This is a genomic window from Peribacillus sp. P4_B1 (assembly GCF_056402395.1).
In genome coordinates this window covers 40,575-58,046 of the sequence record NZ_JBFUHM010000004.1, presented here as the reverse complement: position 1 = coordinate 58,046, position 17,472 = coordinate 40,575, and the positions used below count along the sequence as shown (strand labels likewise).

15 protein-coding genes are annotated in these 17,472 nt (G+C 39.7%); 8 read left to right on the top strand and 7 right to left on the bottom strand.

The window, feature by feature from the left end; all coding sequences use genetic code 11:
- Nucleotides 1-12: 12 nt before the first annotated feature.
- Nucleotides 13-1,038 (top strand): alpha/beta hydrolase, encoded by a 1,026-nt coding sequence (locus AC1DVK_RS03480; protein WP_477625837.1) that lies wholly within the window; start codon nucleotides 13-15, stop codon nucleotides 1,036-1,038.
- 465 nt (nucleotides 1,039-1,503) lie between these two features.
- On the opposite strand, the gene AC1DVK_RS03475 is transcribed toward AC1DVK_RS03480, so the two are convergent.
- Nucleotides 1,504-2,895 carry a hypothetical protein gene (locus AC1DVK_RS03475; RefSeq protein ID WP_477625836.1) on the bottom strand — a complete coding sequence of 464 codons (1,392 nt, stop codon included), beginning with the start codon at nucleotides 2,893-2,895 and terminating at the stop codon, nucleotides 1,504-1,506.
- Nucleotides 2,896-3,676: 781 nt separating this feature from the next.
- Here AC1DVK_RS03475 and AC1DVK_RS03470 point away from each other — a divergent pair.
- From AC1DVK_RS03470 to AC1DVK_RS03445, 6 genes are all read left to right on the top strand, one after another.
- Nucleotides 3,677-4,123, top strand: a complete 447-nt coding sequence (locus AC1DVK_RS03470) for a hypothetical protein (protein ID WP_477625835.1) — start codon at nucleotides 3,677-3,679, stop codon at nucleotides 4,121-4,123.
- A gap of 308 nt (nucleotides 4,124-4,431) precedes the next feature.
- A complete protein-coding gene (locus AC1DVK_RS03465) occupies nucleotides 4,432-5,496 on the top strand; it encodes a C45 family autoproteolytic acyltransferase/hydolase (protein WP_477625834.1) in 1,065 nt (354 codons plus the stop codon).
- 231 nt (nucleotides 5,497-5,727) lie between these two features.
- A complete protein-coding gene (locus AC1DVK_RS03460; protein ID WP_061461686.1) occupies nucleotides 5,728-6,018 on the top strand; it encodes a DUF3817 domain-containing protein in 291 nt (96 codons plus the stop codon).
- A 190-nt stretch (nucleotides 6,019-6,208) separates the two neighbouring features.
- Complete coding sequence (locus tag AC1DVK_RS03455; RefSeq protein WP_061461687.1) at nucleotides 6,209-6,976, top strand: ABC transporter ATP-binding protein; 768 nt, start codon at nucleotides 6,209-6,211, stop codon at nucleotides 6,974-6,976.
- Nucleotides 6,963-8,882: an ABC transporter permease gene (locus tag AC1DVK_RS03450; protein WP_477625833.1), complete on the top strand. Its 1,920-nt coding sequence runs from the start codon at nucleotides 6,963-6,965 to the stop codon at nucleotides 8,880-8,882. The genes AC1DVK_RS03455 and AC1DVK_RS03450 overlap by 14 nt, the downstream gene beginning before the upstream one ends.
- Nucleotides 8,883-8,887: 5 nt before the next feature.
- The gene (locus tag AC1DVK_RS03445) at nucleotides 8,888-9,241 is read left to right on the top strand and encodes a YxeA family protein (RefSeq protein ID WP_284471765.1); all 354 of its coding nucleotides are present in this window, start codon (nucleotides 8,888-8,890) and stop codon (nucleotides 9,239-9,241) included.
- 59 nt (nucleotides 9,242-9,300) lie between these two features.
- Here the strand turns inward: AC1DVK_RS03445 and AC1DVK_RS03440 are convergent, their stop codons facing one another.
- Both AC1DVK_RS03440 and AC1DVK_RS03435 read right to left on the bottom strand, forming a co-directional pair.
- Nucleotides 9,301-10,701 carry a sensor histidine kinase gene (locus AC1DVK_RS03440; RefSeq protein WP_410861693.1) on the bottom strand — a complete coding sequence of 467 codons (1,401 nt, stop codon included), beginning with the start codon at nucleotides 10,699-10,701 and terminating at the stop codon, nucleotides 9,301-9,303.
- 6 nt (nucleotides 10,702-10,707) lie between these two features.
- Nucleotides 10,708-11,409, bottom strand: a complete 702-nt coding sequence (locus tag AC1DVK_RS03435) for a response regulator transcription factor (protein WP_410861694.1) — start codon at nucleotides 11,407-11,409, stop codon at nucleotides 10,708-10,710.
- 397 nt (nucleotides 11,410-11,806) lie between these two features.
- Here AC1DVK_RS03435 and AC1DVK_RS03430 point away from each other — a divergent pair, with 397 nt between their 5' ends.
- Nucleotides 11,807-12,982, top strand: coding sequence for an MFS transporter (locus AC1DVK_RS03430; protein WP_410861695.1), 1,176 nt, complete (start codon nucleotides 11,807-11,809; stop codon nucleotides 12,980-12,982).
- A 76-nt stretch (nucleotides 12,983-13,058) separates the two neighbouring features.
- Here the strand turns inward: AC1DVK_RS03430 and AC1DVK_RS03425 are convergent, their stop codons facing one another.
- The 4 genes from AC1DVK_RS03425 to AC1DVK_RS03410 all read right to left on the bottom strand — a co-directional run bounded on the left by AC1DVK_RS03425 (nucleotide 13,059) and on the right by AC1DVK_RS03410 (nucleotide 17,260).
- Complete coding sequence (locus AC1DVK_RS03425; protein ID WP_089362859.1) at nucleotides 13,059-13,796, bottom strand: amino acid ABC transporter ATP-binding protein; 738 nt, start codon at nucleotides 13,794-13,796, stop codon at nucleotides 13,059-13,061.
- Between the two features lie 29 nt (nucleotides 13,797-13,825).
- On the bottom strand, nucleotides 13,826-14,530 hold the full coding sequence (locus AC1DVK_RS03420; RefSeq protein ID WP_061461694.1) for an amino acid ABC transporter permease: 705 nt from the start codon (nucleotides 14,528-14,530) through the stop codon (nucleotides 13,826-13,828).
- Nucleotides 14,514-15,338, bottom strand: a complete 825-nt coding sequence (locus AC1DVK_RS03415) for an amino acid ABC transporter substrate-binding protein (protein ID WP_089362860.1) — start codon at nucleotides 15,336-15,338, stop codon at nucleotides 14,514-14,516. Before AC1DVK_RS03415 ends, AC1DVK_RS03420 begins: the two co-directional genes overlap by 17 nt.
- Before the next feature lie 335 nt (nucleotides 15,339-15,673).
- Nucleotides 15,674-17,260: an S-layer protein gene (locus tag AC1DVK_RS03410; protein ID WP_477625832.1), complete on the bottom strand. Its 1,587-nt coding sequence runs from the start codon at nucleotides 17,258-17,260 to the stop codon at nucleotides 15,674-15,676.
- Between the last annotated feature and the right edge of the window lie 212 nt (nucleotides 17,261-17,472).

Here is a 17,472-nt window from a genome sequence, read left to right as displayed (position 1 = left end):
GATAAAGAAGGGTTGACGCAATTGATAACAACGACCAAGCTTTATAAGAAAAAACGATGGATGATTCCCATCTCTATCATGATCATTCCAATTATCCTTGTATTAATAATAGGGAAATTCACACCGGTACTTAATACCTTTATGATCAAGCAGCTTTTCGAAGCAGATTCTTTTGCATCTCCTAAAAACATGGAGATCATTAAAGAACAGGTTCATGTAGAAAAAGATTTAACTTATGATAAGCATGGAATGGATAATAGTATTTTAGATATTTATTATCCCAAAAATATGAATAAACCACTCCCCGTTATCATGTGGATACACGGAGGTGCTTTTGTATCAGGCAGTAAGGAACAAACAAAAGAATATGGAATGGCATTAGCCAATGAGGGATATGTCGTGGCAAATATAAACTATGCGATTGCACCAGGACAAAAATATCCCGGTCCAATTCTGCAAGCCAACCAAGCCCTCAATTTTTTACAGGAGAATATCGCAAAATACGGTGGTGATATGAATAAACTATTTATCGGGGGGGACTCAGCTGGTGCGCAAATCGCTAGTCAAACCGTTGCGTTAATAACGAATGAAGCACTCGCAAGGTCAATGGATATTCAACCTTCAATTGATAAAGAACAGTTAAAAGGTGCACTTTTATATTGTGGGATTTATAACATGGACGAAATGGGTACTCAGTCTTCGCCGGTGATAAAGAAGGGGATCGACTCGGTGTTTTGGGCATATACAGGGAAAAAGGATTATAAAGCTTTCTCTAGACTGAATGAGATGTCTACAGTTAAACATATAACACCATATTACCCTCCTACCTTTTTGACAGTTGGAGATGCGGATCCACTAGCACCACAATCAGCAGAACTTATAGACGTTCTTGAAAAACAAGGAGTGGAAATAGAAAGTGTTCTATTTGATGGAACAAATACGGACTTAGGTCATGAATACCAATTTGATTTTACCATCCCGCATGCTGAACAAACTTTTGAGCAAACCATTCAATTCTTAAAGGAACATAGTGAATGATTTTTTTGCAATATGATATTCAATTCGGTGTATTTCAGCATTATCAGTCTAATATGTTTGTGTAACTGATTATACCCTATACATTTAGGGGGTATTGTCCGATAATCCTTATGCCACCTAAAAAACGAAATCCCCTGTTTCACTAATGGAGGGGATTTCGTTTTTTTTATAAACAAGCGAGGTTATGAAAGCAATCAGCAATAGAAAGATGGGGAGAACATTGCTTATAAACTGAAAATATTTGATTCCTTTACAACTGTTAGAGTAGGTTGATACGTCTTCGATAGATGCAGTTGCATATTTAGAGCATTAGCTCTCACGCTTATCAACTCTATTTTAAGCTTAACATGGGGGATGAGATTCAAGTAAGATATCGTAATTTATCGATAATCATCCGCTATGTCGATCGATTTAGGATTATTTAAAATCAATCTACCCTGTTTAGGAACACAGGAGTACATTAAGCTAAATGATAATCATCGCGACTATTGTAGTGACTACTAAACCAATTGTTACCGGCAGCAGGTTCCGGCGTGCAAGTTCAAAAGGACTGACGTTACAAATTGCAGCGGCTGGGATTAATGCCCATGGAATCAGGGTACCTCCGCCAACCCAAATCGCGGTTATTTGCCCAAGGGCGGTCAATGTGGCGGTTCCGCTTCCGATTGCCGTTCCAAATAGTTTGGCAACCGATCCCGCTAAAGAAATGCCTGAGAAGCCCGATCCATCCAAGCCAGTGATGGCACCAATTCCCGTTAAGGTGACGGCGGCTATTTCTTTCGTTAAAGGAACGGAAGCCGCTAAGGCGGCACCGAGATCATTGACGATGCCGAGAGAAGTTTTTGGTAGATAGGCACCGATGATCTGATTGAAGCCAGAATCACCTAAATAGAAGAATGCAGCGATTGGAATGACGGGTCCGAATACTTTGAAGCCAAATTGAAAACCCTGAATCAAATAGGCCGTTGATTTTTCAAGTCCTTGTTGTTTATGAGCGACAAGGGATAAAATCAGCAAAATGAAAACGGCTGTACCGCCAACCAACGCCGTGGCATCCCCGCCTTGCAGTTTCAAAATCGACAATGCCACAACATCTAACAGAAATGCGATTGGAATGAAGACGGCAAAAAACTTCTTTTGTGCCAGTGTGAGCAGATCCTCACTGAATGTTTGATCTTGGACGCCCCCTTCATTATCTGCCGCCTTGATTCTGCCAAGTTTCATATCCCGCTTTAAAAGGATAAAGGCGGAGAGGGTGGTGACGACCCCCATTGTAATGACAAGGGGAATGCTCGCAGCGATGACATCACCGACTGGGATGGAAGCGGCATCCGCCGTTAGTTTAGGTGCAGCTTGAATGATGAAATCCCCTGATAATGCAATTCCATGACCAAAAAGGTTCATCGCCATCGCCACGCCTAACGCAGGTAAACCAGCACGTAATGCAACGGGAAGCAGGACCGCCCCAAGTAAGGCAACGGCCGGTGATGGCCAGAAAAACCAGGATATGATCATCATGACGATCCCGATAATCCAAAAGGCAAGTGTAGGATTTTTAATGAAATTCGCAAATGGTGCGATCATGACATCGTTAATGCCGGAATTCGTTAAAACCGTGCTCATGGCGACTATGATTGAAATGATTAATATCGTGGGCATTAGTTCCGTGATTGCAAAAATGAAGCTGTTGAATATCCCGCTTATGGATGAGGCTAAACTGCCTGTAGCCACTAAAGCCAAAATAAAAATTCCAATTATGCAGATGAGGGTAGTATCACGACGTTTTACCATAAACCCGATTATCAATGCAATAAATACAACATAAATCCAATGGAGTGCCGTTAATTCCAACTCCATGATCCGTCCCCCCCTCATAATATGCCTAGTTACAGATTATGAGGGAGGTATGGGGGGGTGAGTTGTTTCATAAATTTAAAGGCTTATTTACTTTATTTTCAAAGTGCCTAGTTCAGGAAGCAACAACCTGATTATTTGGCCAGAGTATTTTTTCTTGTGTAATCTGATTATAAAGAGGATACCAAACCTTCGAACAGGGAAATGAAAAAGTCAGGTCCACCTCAAAAAACGTAAAAATCGTTATAAATAATGTCTTGTTACGAATGGGTTTTATGGTATTGAAACAAAATCAGTACTTATTAAAGCTCTAAAAAAGAACTTAATAAGGAGTCCAAAAAAAAACCTTGATATGTGTATGGAAAATGGGGCTAAGACTAAGGCTGCAATTGTCACTGTCAAAAAAGGTCCAATAGGCAATCTCACTTGGATTCTACAGGAACTATATTCGAAGGATATAATCCGGGTCGGGATGATATAAATTCAAGAAGTCTAAAAAGACTAATTTGTTTGCTGCATAAAAAAGAGGATGAATTATAAATGGATTTGATTGGCGACACATATATTATTGTTCTCCCACAAAAGTGGTAACCCTCCCCATTGTAAAAGTCTTCTCTTAATTGAGAGGCCTTTTTTTATTTGTAATGCAATTATACTGAAATAGTGAATTGGTATTAGCCTTCGATAAGGTTTTTAAATCTTTATGGATATTTACCACATGTATTGAACAATTTAATAAAGGGCCTTTTTTTAAAGGTTAATTTTCAATGCGGAGGGATTTCTTATGGATAATAATACTAAAAAAAAGATTGAATCAGAAGTTAAAAAAACGGTGGATGTTGAAATTGCTCAAGAGTTAAGTGATTTTAGAACTCAATTGAATCATCTTCAAAATTCACTATCAAATAGCGGGCAAAATTCAGGGCAACAAAATCAACAGCAAAATCAACAACAAAATCAATTAATGGAACAAATCCAGCAATTTGCTAGCCAAGCACAAAACCAACTGCAACAAACTGATCAACAATTACAACAGTCCATTCAACAAGCAATCCAATCTTTAAACCAATGTCTTCAATATGCACAAACAACTCAAGCGCTTAACCAGATCAATCAAGTAGTAGGTCAAGCACAACAGCAATTTAACCAATTGGGTCAACAGCAAGGTCAACAGCAAATGAGCAATCAGCAATATGGCCAAATGGGACAACAACAAAACCATTTACAATAATTTTACCTAATTCAATCTATTTGAGAATCCAGTACTATATTGGATTCTCTTTATTTATGTATTTAATTTTAAACCGGGTATTCCTTGTCTTATACCCTAATATCAATGCAATAAATACAACATAAATCCAATGGAGTGCCGGTAATTTCATCCCCATGATCCGTCCCCCCTTATAAATAAGTCTAGTTACAGAGGGAGGTATGGGGTGGTGAGTTGATTCATAAATTTAAGGCTTATCTTCTTTATTTTCAACAATACTTCAAGTATCCTTAATTTGAATAGCAACTATTGTAAATGAGGGATAAGCCGTGAAGCAAATATATAGTGATGTCATACAATTTCGGGGTACACATTATGGGTTTGGGTACATGCAAGGGAAGGAATTAAAAGATTCACTTACGGTGAAAAATCGTGAAGATCAGTGGAAGATTAGGCAGCCGCGGTTTACGGTTGAGGAAGAAGAGGTCAAGACAGCAATTACACAATTCGCCCCTGGAGTTTGGGAAGAATTACTGGGGTTGCAAGAAGCGTTGAAATGGCCAATTGACCGCGTGCTGCAAGAGTTCGGTGGATATCGGTTGGATTATGTCCGGTCGGGCTGCTCCATCATGACTGGCGATGATTATCTGATTCGCAATTATGATTACCACCCAAAGACATATGAAGGACGCTATGTTTTATTCCAGCCAACCGATCAAGGGTATTCAAGCATCGGCCCGAGTCAGCGAGGGACTGGCCGAATGGATGGAATGAATGAAAAAGGTTTGGTGATAGGCTATAATTTCATGAATCGCAAGAACCCTGGTGATGGATTCATTTGCTGCATGATTGGCAGACTGATTGTTGAATCGTGTGCGAACGTACAGGAAGCGGTCGAGATGTTGAAGGAAATCCCGCATCGTCATTCCTTCACTTACGTCGTCTATGATAAAAGCGGAAGTACCTATATCGTGGAAACCTCTCCAAGAAATGTAGAGGTGCGCACGTCAAATGCCTGTACCAATCACTTTGAAATCATGAAAAATGAGAACCGTAACCATCTTATCGATTCGAAACGCCGATTGGAGATCATCCAAGATCATGAAGGGAGACTTTCATCTGCCTACGATGCTTACAGGTTGTTTAATGATACCAATCGAGGCGTCTTCTCGGATTTATATAGCAGCTGGGCTGGAACGATTCATACATCCGCTTATTTACCTAAGGAGATGAAAGCTTGGATTGCCTTGGGAGGGGACCAGGAGCCGACTTCAATAGATTTTGCGAAATGGCTTGAAGGGGAAGATGTTGAGTTAGAACGAATCAAAGGTGTAATTGATACGGATATCCCCTTCGTGCATATGGATGAGGGAGCGAATTGGTTTCGGAATTGAACGTTCTTGAACCCTTTAAGTAAATTTCAATTACGTTGAATAAGTAAATTATTTAAAAGGCCCAATCCTTGGATTGGGCTTTTGCTGTTCTATTTTTAGGCAAACGGATCCTGGAACTTTTTATTAGGGGATCTGCCAGTAATATAATATGATAGAGGAACATATTTTGGATGGGGCACAAGTTGCTGGAAGTCTGTTTGTGACTTGTACAATGAATAAGGGGATGTGCGAATGTTTTCTACAGCTATTGGATGGTTTCGGTTTATTACAATAATTGAGGGAATCTCATATGTTCTATTGCTTGCTATTGGTATGCCCATTAAGTACTTATTGGATATTGGGGAAGCAACACTCATTTTAGGAAGCATCCATGGTTTCTTATTTGTCGTGTTTGGGCTATTACTGCTCTATGTGAGCATCAAATCAAAATGGTCCTTTTTTAAAATGGCGATGATCTTCATCGTTTCATTCATCCCATTTGGGAATTTCGTAATCGACCGCAGGATATTGAAGCAAAGTTAAATGATAAAGAACCTGATTTCGTATTTACTCAGTACTTTTACTTTTGACAAATCCATAAAAAAACGTCTTCCTATTTAATTGGAAGGCGTTTTTTTTTATAGATTTAAGCTTGCTGTAAGGTTGGCATAATTATGCTGTAAGGATGAGCATGTAAAGTATAAGTATCAACAATATTGAAGAGGTGAAATACATGGAACCATTATTAAAAGTAGAAAATATAAAAAAAACTTATGGTAAATCAAGCGCTTCCTACACAGCGTTAGAAAATATATCTTTTGACATTCATGAAGGAGAGTTTGTAGGTATCATGGGACCTTCTGGAGCGGGGAAATCAACTTTGCTTAATATGTTAGCAACTATTGACTCGCCAACAGAAGGGAAAATATATATGAATGATACGAGCATTCACGATATGTCGGGAGCCGAATTAACGGATTTCAGGCGTGATAACCTTGGTTTTATCTTCCAAGACTACAATTTGCTCGATTCATTGACTGTGAAGGAAAATATATTATTACCACTGGCGATTGCGAAAATTCCAGCGAAAGAAATTACTATCTTAGTGAATCGGATTGCTAAAGTATTTGGAATTGAAGGTTTACTAGCTAAATATCCATACCAAATCTCCGGTGGTCAAAAGCAAAGAACAGCTGCAGCCAGGGCGCTTGTGACAGAGCCAGCATTGATCCTTGCAGATGAGCCAACGGGTGCGCTTGACTCAAAATCGGCGACAGGCCTGCTGGAAAGCTTAAGTGAATTGAATGAAAATAATAATTCCACCATCATGTTGGTGACACATGATGCATATGCCGCAAGCTTCTGCCGGCGGATTATTTTCATCAAGGATGGTACGCTTTCAACAGAAATTTATCGTCGTGGCCGAACACGTAAAGCTTTCTTCCAAGAGATTTTGGATGTCCTTGCAACAATTGGAGGTGAGGTAGATGACGTTATTTAGTCTAGCGAGAAAAAATATTGCACGAAACCTCTCCCAATATTTTTTATATATCGCATCCATGGTTTTTAGCATTATCATATACTTCACATTTGTAACATTAAAATATAGCGACACGATTGCAGAACAAACGGCTTCATCACAAAAATTAGGTTCATTGATGAGTGGTGCGGCAGTCATCCTGATTTTCTTCGTTGCCATTTTTATTGCCTATTCAAATTCATTCTTTATGAAAAAACGTAAAAAAGAAGTGGCATTATATGCATTGCTTGGCGTACGTAATCGTCAAATAGGGTTTATGCTCTTCTTTGAAAATTTATTACTAGGTTTGGTTTCATTAGTTGTGGGGATTTTACTTGGATTCCTTTGTTCAAAAGGATTCATGACGATTTTGATTTATTTAATGGGTTATGATGTCATAGCACCATTTACATTTTCGGGATCTGCAGCTTGGAACACCTCTATCGTATTTCTTATTATTTTCTTGGTGACATCATTCCAGGGCTATCGTTTAATATATCAATTTAAACTAATTGATCTCTTCCATGCATCTAAAAAAGGGGAAGCGGCTCCGAAGCCATCAATGATTGTAGCCATTTTGGGAGTTTCCCTGATGGTCATTGGTTATTGGTTGGCGATGCAAGACCTTTTTACTTCTAAAGTGTGGGAAAAAGCCGGCTTTTTAATGACGGCACTCACTATTTTGACAACAGTAATTGCCGGTACATTTTTATTGTTTCATAGCGTGACAGGCTTTGTGTTGGCCATGATTAAGAAAAATGAAAAATGGCTATGGAAAGGCCTTCATTTAATGACGATTTCGCAACTGCTATATCGGATTCGGGGCAATGCACGTACATTGACCGTAATTGCAGTGTTAAGTGCTACAACGGTAACGGCTGGCGGTGCGGTTTATGGTCTTTATTACAACGCAAATGACCAAGTTATGACCGCTGATCCGAATACCTTCATGTATCAGCAAACGGATGAAAAAATCGATCAACAAGTCAGCGCTGTATTGCCAGATACCTTGTACGATAAAAATATCGTAGCACTATCTGTCCCATTTAATACGAAAGAATTAAACACGGCATCAGCATTCGATAGCTCGGAAAAAAGAATTTATACAGTTATCGACGAAAAAACATATAACGAATTAGCAGAAGTACAAGGCAAGGAAGCACTGCTTGTGAATGATGACAATGCAGTTATTCTAGATATTGGATATGACAAAAGATTCTCACCAAAATACAAGGACAAGACCATTAAGACAGAAAACAGCAAGGCAATCACATTCCAAAGCTATAAAACACAAACAGTTTTAAATGCCGGAACAGCAGGCATTACAGTGGTTGTATCAAATGATCAATTTAAAGCATTGCAAACAGAAGGCGAACACCTAAATTATCGTGTTATTGGAATGGATCAAGCTTCCACGGATTTATCTGAAAAAATTGCAAAACAAATACCTGAAGAAGCGCTATTTTCTAGTGCACCTAAAGATTTCCAAACAAGCATCGAAGGTGTAGGCTCATTGCTCTTTATCGGAAGTTTTCTGGGTTTGGTTTTTTTAGCTGCTACAGGCAGTATCATTTACTTTAAAGTTCTAACTGAAGCTGAGGAAGATAAATCACAATATAATATGCTTCATAAAATGGGCGTTAACGCAAAAGAAATGAGGAAATCCATTGCCTCACAAGTTTTCGTAATCTTTTTCGTTCCACTGGCAGTGGGGTTATTACACAGCGCAATCGCTTTAAAAGCCTTCTCGGGCTTATTGATGATGGACCTAGCAAAACCTGTGTTGATCTGGATGATTGCTTATACGGTTATCTACGGGCTGTATTATATCTTAACGGTAGCTTCCTATAATCGTATTATCACACAAAATAATAAAACAGAAGGATGATCGGAATGAAGAAATTTTTTATGGTAATTGGTATTTTGTTAATATTGGGAGCGGCGGGAGTCTTCGCGCTTACTAAAATAGACTTTAACCGCATGAATGCCGACAATTATTATTTGCAGGTTACAGAGGATGGAGTACAGCATGAAACCAAACTGGATGATGGTTCAGTCATGACTTATTATTCTTATAAACTGGACGCCAAAAATGCAGATGGTGAAACGATACCACTTGAATTCACGGCAACAAAAAATCTTCGAAAAGATGCTTACTTAAAGATGTACGTGAAAAATGGTGATGAAGTTTCGTCATATGATGAAGTGAAATTTGAGGAAATTCCAAAAAAGGCACAAACAAAATAAAATATGAAAGAAGGGCTGTCTGTAAGTGAAGGACAGCCCTTTCTCCGTAAGAAAAATAATTATAAAAGTATAGTAATGGTGGTTCCTTCATTTTCAACGCTAGTCAAATTAAGTTTCCCATTATGAGCAAGAATAATATCTCTTGCAATAGCCATTCCTAAACCAGTCCCATGTGCACTGGCTGTATTCGTACCTCGATAGTATCGTTCAAAAACCTGTTCTATATCTTTAGGGGGAATACCCCGGCCATTATCGGCAATGGTAATTTGGGTATGAAGTTCTGATCGTAGATGAATATCATCAATTTGTATTTTAACAACGACATTTTCTTCGTTATGCACGAGTGCATTGTAGATAAAGTTAAATATAGCCCGTTTCAGTAATTTTTTATCCACTTGATGTGTTGCCTTATCCACATTTGCCTCGAATTCAACCTGGCGATCACCAAATTGTGAATCATTTAAAAGCTCGATCGTCATTTCTCGTATAAACCCAACGATATCTACATCTTCAAATTGAAAAGGGAGTCGTTGATTGCGTAAACGCATCGTTAAATTTAGGTCATCCAACAAATCTTTCATATAAATGGACTGTCTATTAATAATGGATGTATACTCATACAGTTCCTGTGATGTTAAATCAGTGGCGTTATCCTTCATCAATTCTGTATAACCATGGATTGAAGCGAGTGGTGTCTTCATGTCATGAGAAACATTGCTAATCCATTCCTCACGCATTTGGTCGAGTTGATCACGTTCTTTCTCATATTGATCTAACTTTACCGATAGTTCATTCATATTGCGAAACACATCTTCATAAACACCTTTTGGTATGCTCATCCTTTTAAAGCGCTTCTCCCGGAGCTGCTGAATTCCCTCTATTAATATGTTAAGCGGATTCGTTAACCTTTTACCAAATAAGAATCCAATGACTATTGCAATAATGATATCCACAATTAAAAACAGTAAAAGGAAGACTTTAAAGTTTTTAAAAACTTTTTCATAATCATAGGTCAGGACATAGCGACCTATTTTCTGATCCTTAACGCCTACAAAATAGCTGAAATCATGGGCCGTACCTGCAAAAACAGTCGTCTCTGCATCAACTTCTTTATACTTATACATTTGGACGATTTCAACAGGTGAATACATGGTTTGCAATTTTGGAGGAGTATAAAAGGCAGCCACTTGCTCACCCTTATTATTCAAAAATTGTATCCAGGCGTTATTCTCCTGCAGTTTTTCTAGTCCTTCTTCATTTACAATTGGTTTGTTATCTTTTAGTTCTACATATTGTGAAAATGTTCTGCTAAAGTTTTCTGCAGATGCTTCTTCAGTCCCGAAATCATGCATGGCCCGATAAAAGAGTAAGCTTAAAAGTAAAATTGTATTTACAATCCCTACGATTACAACTATTGCCACAACGGATACTAAAAAGCGCCGTGTCAATTTCCACTTCATCTTGTTTCACCCCTTGGTTTGTAATTTATAACCAAGCCCTTTAACGGTTATTAAAAACGAAGGTTTTGAAGGATCTGCCTCGATTTTTTCGCGTAAACGGCGAATATGTACCATCACTGTATTATCAGAGCCAAAGAAATCATCGCCCCACACATGTTCAAATAAAGTTTCCTTGCTTAAGATCTGATTCGGGTGATGCATAAAACAGCTCATCAGACCGATTTCTTTGGCTGTGAGCTCAATCGTATTGCCATCCTTTTTCACTTCATTTTCATTTGCACTAAGCTCAAAAGGACCAACTTGCAAATTTTTCGGAACAGCTTTTGCATCCGAAAAGCCAGCACGCCTCAAATGTGCCTTTATTCGATAAGCAACCTCTTTCGGACTGAATGGTTTGGTGATATAATCATCCCCGCCAATTGCCAACCCTAAAAGCTTATCAATTTCCTCATCCTTTGCTGACAAAAATAAAACGGGAACATTCGACACTTCACGAATTTGCTTGCATAAATCATAGCCTTCACCATCTGGCAGCATAATATCTAGCAGCACAAGTGCAGGATTGATCTCCTGAAACTTTGACCAGCCATCCGCAACCGTTCCAGCCGTAACAATATTCGGGATACCTTCTTTATGTAAAACCGTCTCCATGAGACGTGCCAAATCATCTTCATCGTCAATAATTAAAATCCACTGATCATTAGACATTCTTCTACCTCCCATACTTCAATCATACCCTACAGTATAGTGTACCCCATAGGAAAAAATAAGGGGGAAGGGATAGATATTTCTCGAATAATTGGTGACATTGGCAACCGTCATAATTTTTTCAAAACGCTATGGATAAGAGCACGTAAGTTTCGCTAAAAAATGAAAATGTACTTTCAAGATCAGGACTCGTATGCCTGATTTTTAGGGGGTTTCCTTTCATTTGGGGAGAAAGAAGATCGTGCTTCATACTGATTTGGTAAAGGTTGTGTGATAAACTGTTTAAAGTATTGCTAGGAAGATTATGCTAAGTAATATGATTCGCTGCTGTTCTTTTGACCCAAATCATTCTATAAAAGTTATTAGCGAATGTGGAAGAATAAAAGGAGAAAAAATAATGGAAACAAAAAAGGTGTTACCCGTTCTTTTTTTAGTGATGTTTTTAGTCATGGTCGGATTTGGGATCATCATTCCCGTCATTCCGTTCCTTGCTGAAAAGGTTGGCGGCAGTCCTACTGAGCTTGGTCTTTTAATGGCTGTTTATTCATTAATGCAATTATTTTTTGCTCCGATGTGGGGACGTATATCTGACCGGATAGGACGTAAGCCTGTCATGATAATCGGGATTGCTGGATTGGCCCTTTCGTTTTTCATCACGGCTTCGGCAGATTCCTTATCGGTATTATTTGTAGCCAGGATCATTGGCGGGATTTTGTCTTCGGCAAACATGCCAACCGCAATGGCGTATGTGGCTGATATCACGACGCCGGAAGATCGAGGAAAAGGGATGGGAATCATCGGTGCGGCTACAGGGCTTGGATTCATCTTTGGTCCGGCGATTGGCGGGGTATTCTCCAAATCAAGTTTGAATTTACCGTTTTACATTGCTGGAATTTCTTCTTTGATTACTTTATTTTTAGTAATTGCGATTCTGAAGGAATCACATCCAGTTGAAAAGAGGGCCCAACAGTCTAAAAATGAAGAGTCCATGTGGAAAGCCTTTAAAGGGCCTCTTACAACCATGTTCTTTCTGCAATTGATCGTCACCCTTTCAATGGCAGGACTCGAAACGACTTTTGCCTATTTTGCAGCCAAAAAGGCTGATATAAGTCTTGTCCAATTAGGCTATATCTTCATGATCATGGGGTTTGGCAGTGCAATCGTTCAAGGTGGATTAGTAGGTAGGTTGACAAAGAAATATGGGGAAGGCGCGGTCATACGAATGGGAATCATCGTATCGGCAGTTGGTTTCATTCTGATCCTGTTTTCTTCAGGTTTTTGGACATCGGCGGTTTTCCTGACAATTTTCGGAGTGGGTAATGGGTTCATCCGGCCGGCAATTTCGGCACTGCTGACTAAAAGTTCCATGACGGGCCATGGCAGTGTCACTGGACTGCTATCTTCCTTCGACTCGTTCGGCAGGATTGCAGGTCCTCCGATAGGCGGTTGGTTATTTTCGATTTCGATAGATTTACCATTTATATCGGGCGCGATCCTTTCCGTTTTTGCTTTAATTCTTTTTCAGGTATATCATGCAAGGACACAGACTAAACAGGTCCAAGTATCTCATTAATTTGATGATGGGCAAAAACCCCCCATTTCTAAAAATGGGGGGTGGCTGCGAGCGGTGCTTGAAAAAGCACCGTTTTTTATTGAATCATATTAAGGAATTTACGTGTACGCGCTTCTTTAGGGTTTGTGAAAATCTGTTCGGGTGTTCCCCGTTCCATTATTTTTCCTTCATCCATGAAAATGACCTCGTCGGCGACCTCACGGGCAAAACGCATTTCATGGGTTACAACGATCATTGTCATGCCTTCTTCTTTTGCCAGGTCTTTCATGACCTGTAACACGTCTCCAACTAGTTCGGGGTCAAGAGCGGAGGTGGGTTCATCGAATAGCATGACCTTCGGCTCCATGGCCAGGGCCCTTGCAATTCCGACTCGTTGCTGCTGTCCGCCGGACAATTGAAAAGGATAAAAATCGATTTTTTCACCTAAGCCCACTTTTGTAAGCAGGGCAGCAGCCGTTTCTTTCGCTTGATGTTTGGCTATGTTTTTTACAATGATGGGGCCTTCCATAACATTTTCCACTGCTGTTTTGTGGGGGAAGAGGTTATAACTTTGGAAAACCATCCCAGTCAAACTTCGAAAAGATGTAATCGATTTTTTTCTAACGGTTTTTTTGAAGTCCATTACGCTTTGATCGATTTCAATCGTCCCGTCCGTTGGCACCTCAAGGAGATTCAAACACCGAAGAAAGGTTGTTTTACCTGAACCCGAAGGACCGATCAATACAATGACTTTACCCTGCTCCACTTCCAAATCAATGCCCTTTAATACTTCAAGGTCACCAAACGATTTATGAAGATTCTTAATGTTGATCATTTTAAAATCTCCTTTAACTACTGCGGTTCTTATTTTGCTACATAACGATTAAGTCTGTCCTCTAAACTTCCTTGAATGAAAGATAAAATAGTACACAAAATCCAATATAAAGCAGCTGCTTCCATGTATAATAGTAAAAATTCATAGTTTTTTGCAGCAATTTCTTGAGCTTTACGGAATAATTCCGTTACAAGAATGAGTGATGCGAGCGATGTATCTTTTAAAAGGCTAATGAACGTGTTGGATAATGGGGGAATGGATACACGTGCTGCTTGCGGCAAAATGATGCGCTTTAAAGCTTGGGTATATGTCATCCCGATTGAATAGCCTGCTTCCCATTGTCCTTTTGGTATGGATAAAATGGCTGCTCGTATAATTTCCGAAGCGTATGCTCCCACATTTAAAGAGAATCCTATAATAGCCGATATGAAAGGATTAATTGTTACACCTAAATTTGGAAGTCCATAGAAAATGATAAATAATTGCACAAGTAAAGGTGTCCCGCGGATGATTGACACATATACACGCGCAATTATTTGAAAGATTTTAATGGAAGATAGTCTAGCCAATGCTGTGAGTACAGCGAGAATAAGTCCGAGAACGAATGTGATCAATGTTAGTGGAATCGTATATTTAATAGCTCCCTCTATCATCGGATAGAGGGAGGTTTGAGCGATGGAAACAAGCTGGTTCATACGCTCAGGGTCACTGAAAATATTACTTAGGAGAAACATCTTCACCAAACCATTTATCTGAGATTTTTGCGTACGTGCCGTCGTCTTTCATGGCTTTAAGTGCTTTGTTTACTTCTTCCACTAATTTGTCGCTGTCTTTTCTGAACATTAAACCACTGGCAACTCCGCTTTTTTCCTCATCAGCCACTTTGATAGGTGCATCCGGGTGTTGCTTTTTATAATCAAGGTACGACAATTTGTCATTGATCGTTGCATCTACACGTTTAGAACCGATAAGCTGTACAGACTGGGAAAATCCTTCTATACCGGTAACCTTTGCACCATGTGATTCGGCTATTTTATTGTAGTTACTCGTTAAAGATTGAGCAGAAGTCTTACCTTTCAAGTCATCGAATGATTTAATATCCGAATTATCTTTGTGAACAAGTAAAACGGCTCCTGATTGAATATATGGGTCAGAGAAATCATATTTCTTTTGACGGTCTTTATCGATGCCCACTTGGTTTGCGATCATATCAAAACGTTTGGCATCCAATCCTGCAAACATGCCGTCCCATTGTGTTTCCTTGAAATCAGCTTTCACTCCAAGGCGTTTTGCGACTTCTTTAGAGATTTCAACATCAAACCCCGTTAATTTGCCTGAATCATCGTGGAATGTGAAAGGAGGGTATGTACCTTCTGTTCCGACGGTTAATACGCCATCTTTTTTGACTTTATCATATAGACTTTCTTGTGAAGAAGACTTATTGCCGTTATCGTTCGCCTCATTTTTTGTATTTGAACCACATGCAGTAAGTACAAAAGTGAAAGCTAACAATAGCGATAAAAGCGGAACCATTTTTTTCATTTCGGTAAACCTCCTAGTAATCTGATAGGGATTGATACAATGTGATACTAAACAAGAAAAGGAAAAAAGTCAATGAAAATAACTTATATGATTAGTGTTAATGAATCTTGGTGAATTATACGGATTTTGATGGATCGGAGTGAAATAATACTAAAAGAAAGAAGTATAATTACCGCTTAATTAATTCGAGGAAGGAACTTAAAGGAAATGAACGGTTCGTTAAGATTTCATATCCTTTCTGTGGGGCCAAAAAGACCCTCATCCACGTCTATTATTAGCTAAGTGGAAGAGGGCCTTTTTGGACTGTCCGGAACTATTTAATGGATCTTTTTAACTTAGTGCTTATCATCATGCTTTCTTTCCTCTACGCTGATGAAAATTGGGTTCGAATAGAACCAAAGGTCTTTATAGTTACGTTTGTTGATTTCTGAAAAACGTGTTTCGTTATCCTCGTTCTCCGTCTTCGTATCGATTAGCGGTTCACCGTCAATCGTTTCTCCAGAGACATTTGCCCCTAGATTCGTGCCTCGCAAACGGAAATATTGATTCTTATTTGCTTTGACCTTGTAAGTGATGGTATGAAAACCGTCGCCATCGGTTTTCCAGTCTTTACTTGTAGAGCGTTTAGCCACTTTTGCCGTATCATTGGTAGCTTTATTATAAGCAGGTGTTCCAGGCACTGCTTTCCCGGTTACTTCCCCCGAAATTAGGTCTACGTGATCCACCTTAACGGGGTCCCCGTTGTTGTTCTTTTCGGGGCTCTTAAATCGGATGGTGATCTTGACCATCTGTCCTTCCTTCACTTTAAGTTCCCCGCCCATATCCACCTTGTTGTTTCCGTTTTTAGCTTGGAAATCAAGGGCATCGATCAAGTCACCGAAAACGGAGAAGGATTTCCCTGATCGCATGCCGTCAAGGACGGATTGCATCGTTGAACCTTTCACCCAAGTATAATTCTTGGAATATTCGCCAGGCCAGTAGCCGCTGGAGTAAAGTCGGTTTTGACTGATTTCGAAATGAGAGTCCGAATTGGAAAAGGTCCAGAACTGACGACCTTCACCAAGCAGCGCATCCCATGTACCACCTACCTTAGCAAGCATGTAATCGGAACCGCCATAGGTCCTGTTTTCGGGCGTTGTCAGGTTTAAGCCACCTCTGTCTGGCTCCATCTGGTTACCAGGCATCCCTTCAAATCCAAACATGACATCCGGCGCGATATTGTTAAAGTCGCGGAAATCAGATATGTTGTACACCTTTTTTCTTGATGGATGGTTCAAAATGGCATAACTTGTATGCTTATAATTCTTCTCAAGCCATGCCAAGGCTGTTCGAGCATCCTTGGGTGTCTTATTGGCCCTTTGATCTTGGGCTTTCCAGACGGCTACATCCTTAGAATCAAACATCTTTTCATCCTGGTTGGTGAAGAGATATTCGAACTGATTGCCAGCTTTCAGACTTATAGGTGATCCCGGCTGGTCTCCCAAAATTCCGATGCCGACATGCTCGTAAGTGGGCATGTCCCATTCGAAGCCTGAAAACATGACTTTATTTTTATATTTGCCCTCTTTTTGCAGTTGTTCCATTTTCGGGGCTTGATATTGAATGATCCCTTGGGATAGCGGTATCGGCCCGCCGGGAATCAAATGTCCCTCATCATCCCTTGAAGACATCCTCAAGTGGTCGGAAGTTCCCATCCAATCCATGCCATACTTATCAAATGCGTCATTCAGCAAGCTTTCAAGGCTCTGTGATCCCTCGGTATCATCGGACTGAGTGGTATGGGCATGATATTCACCTTTCATCCATCTGCCTCCAAGCTGATTGTCTTCTGCATCTTTTGCAGCAACCGCGACCGGAAGACCTTGAGAAAGAATGGCTATGCTTAGAACCGGTACTGTGAATGCCCTTAACTTATTAATCATCTTACCGACACCCTCCATATATGGAAATAATGTTGAACAAGCTAATTTTATTTTATATATATTAAGAACTCGTTTGGGGGGAGTATGGTTTTTGTAAATAGAATGATCGGTGCTGATTCCATTCTGTATTTTGGACGGTAACAGTGGATTGGAAGAGGAAAGTGAAGGAAGGGGCTTGAAACTAAAAAGGCTGAAGAGAAAATATTCTTTCT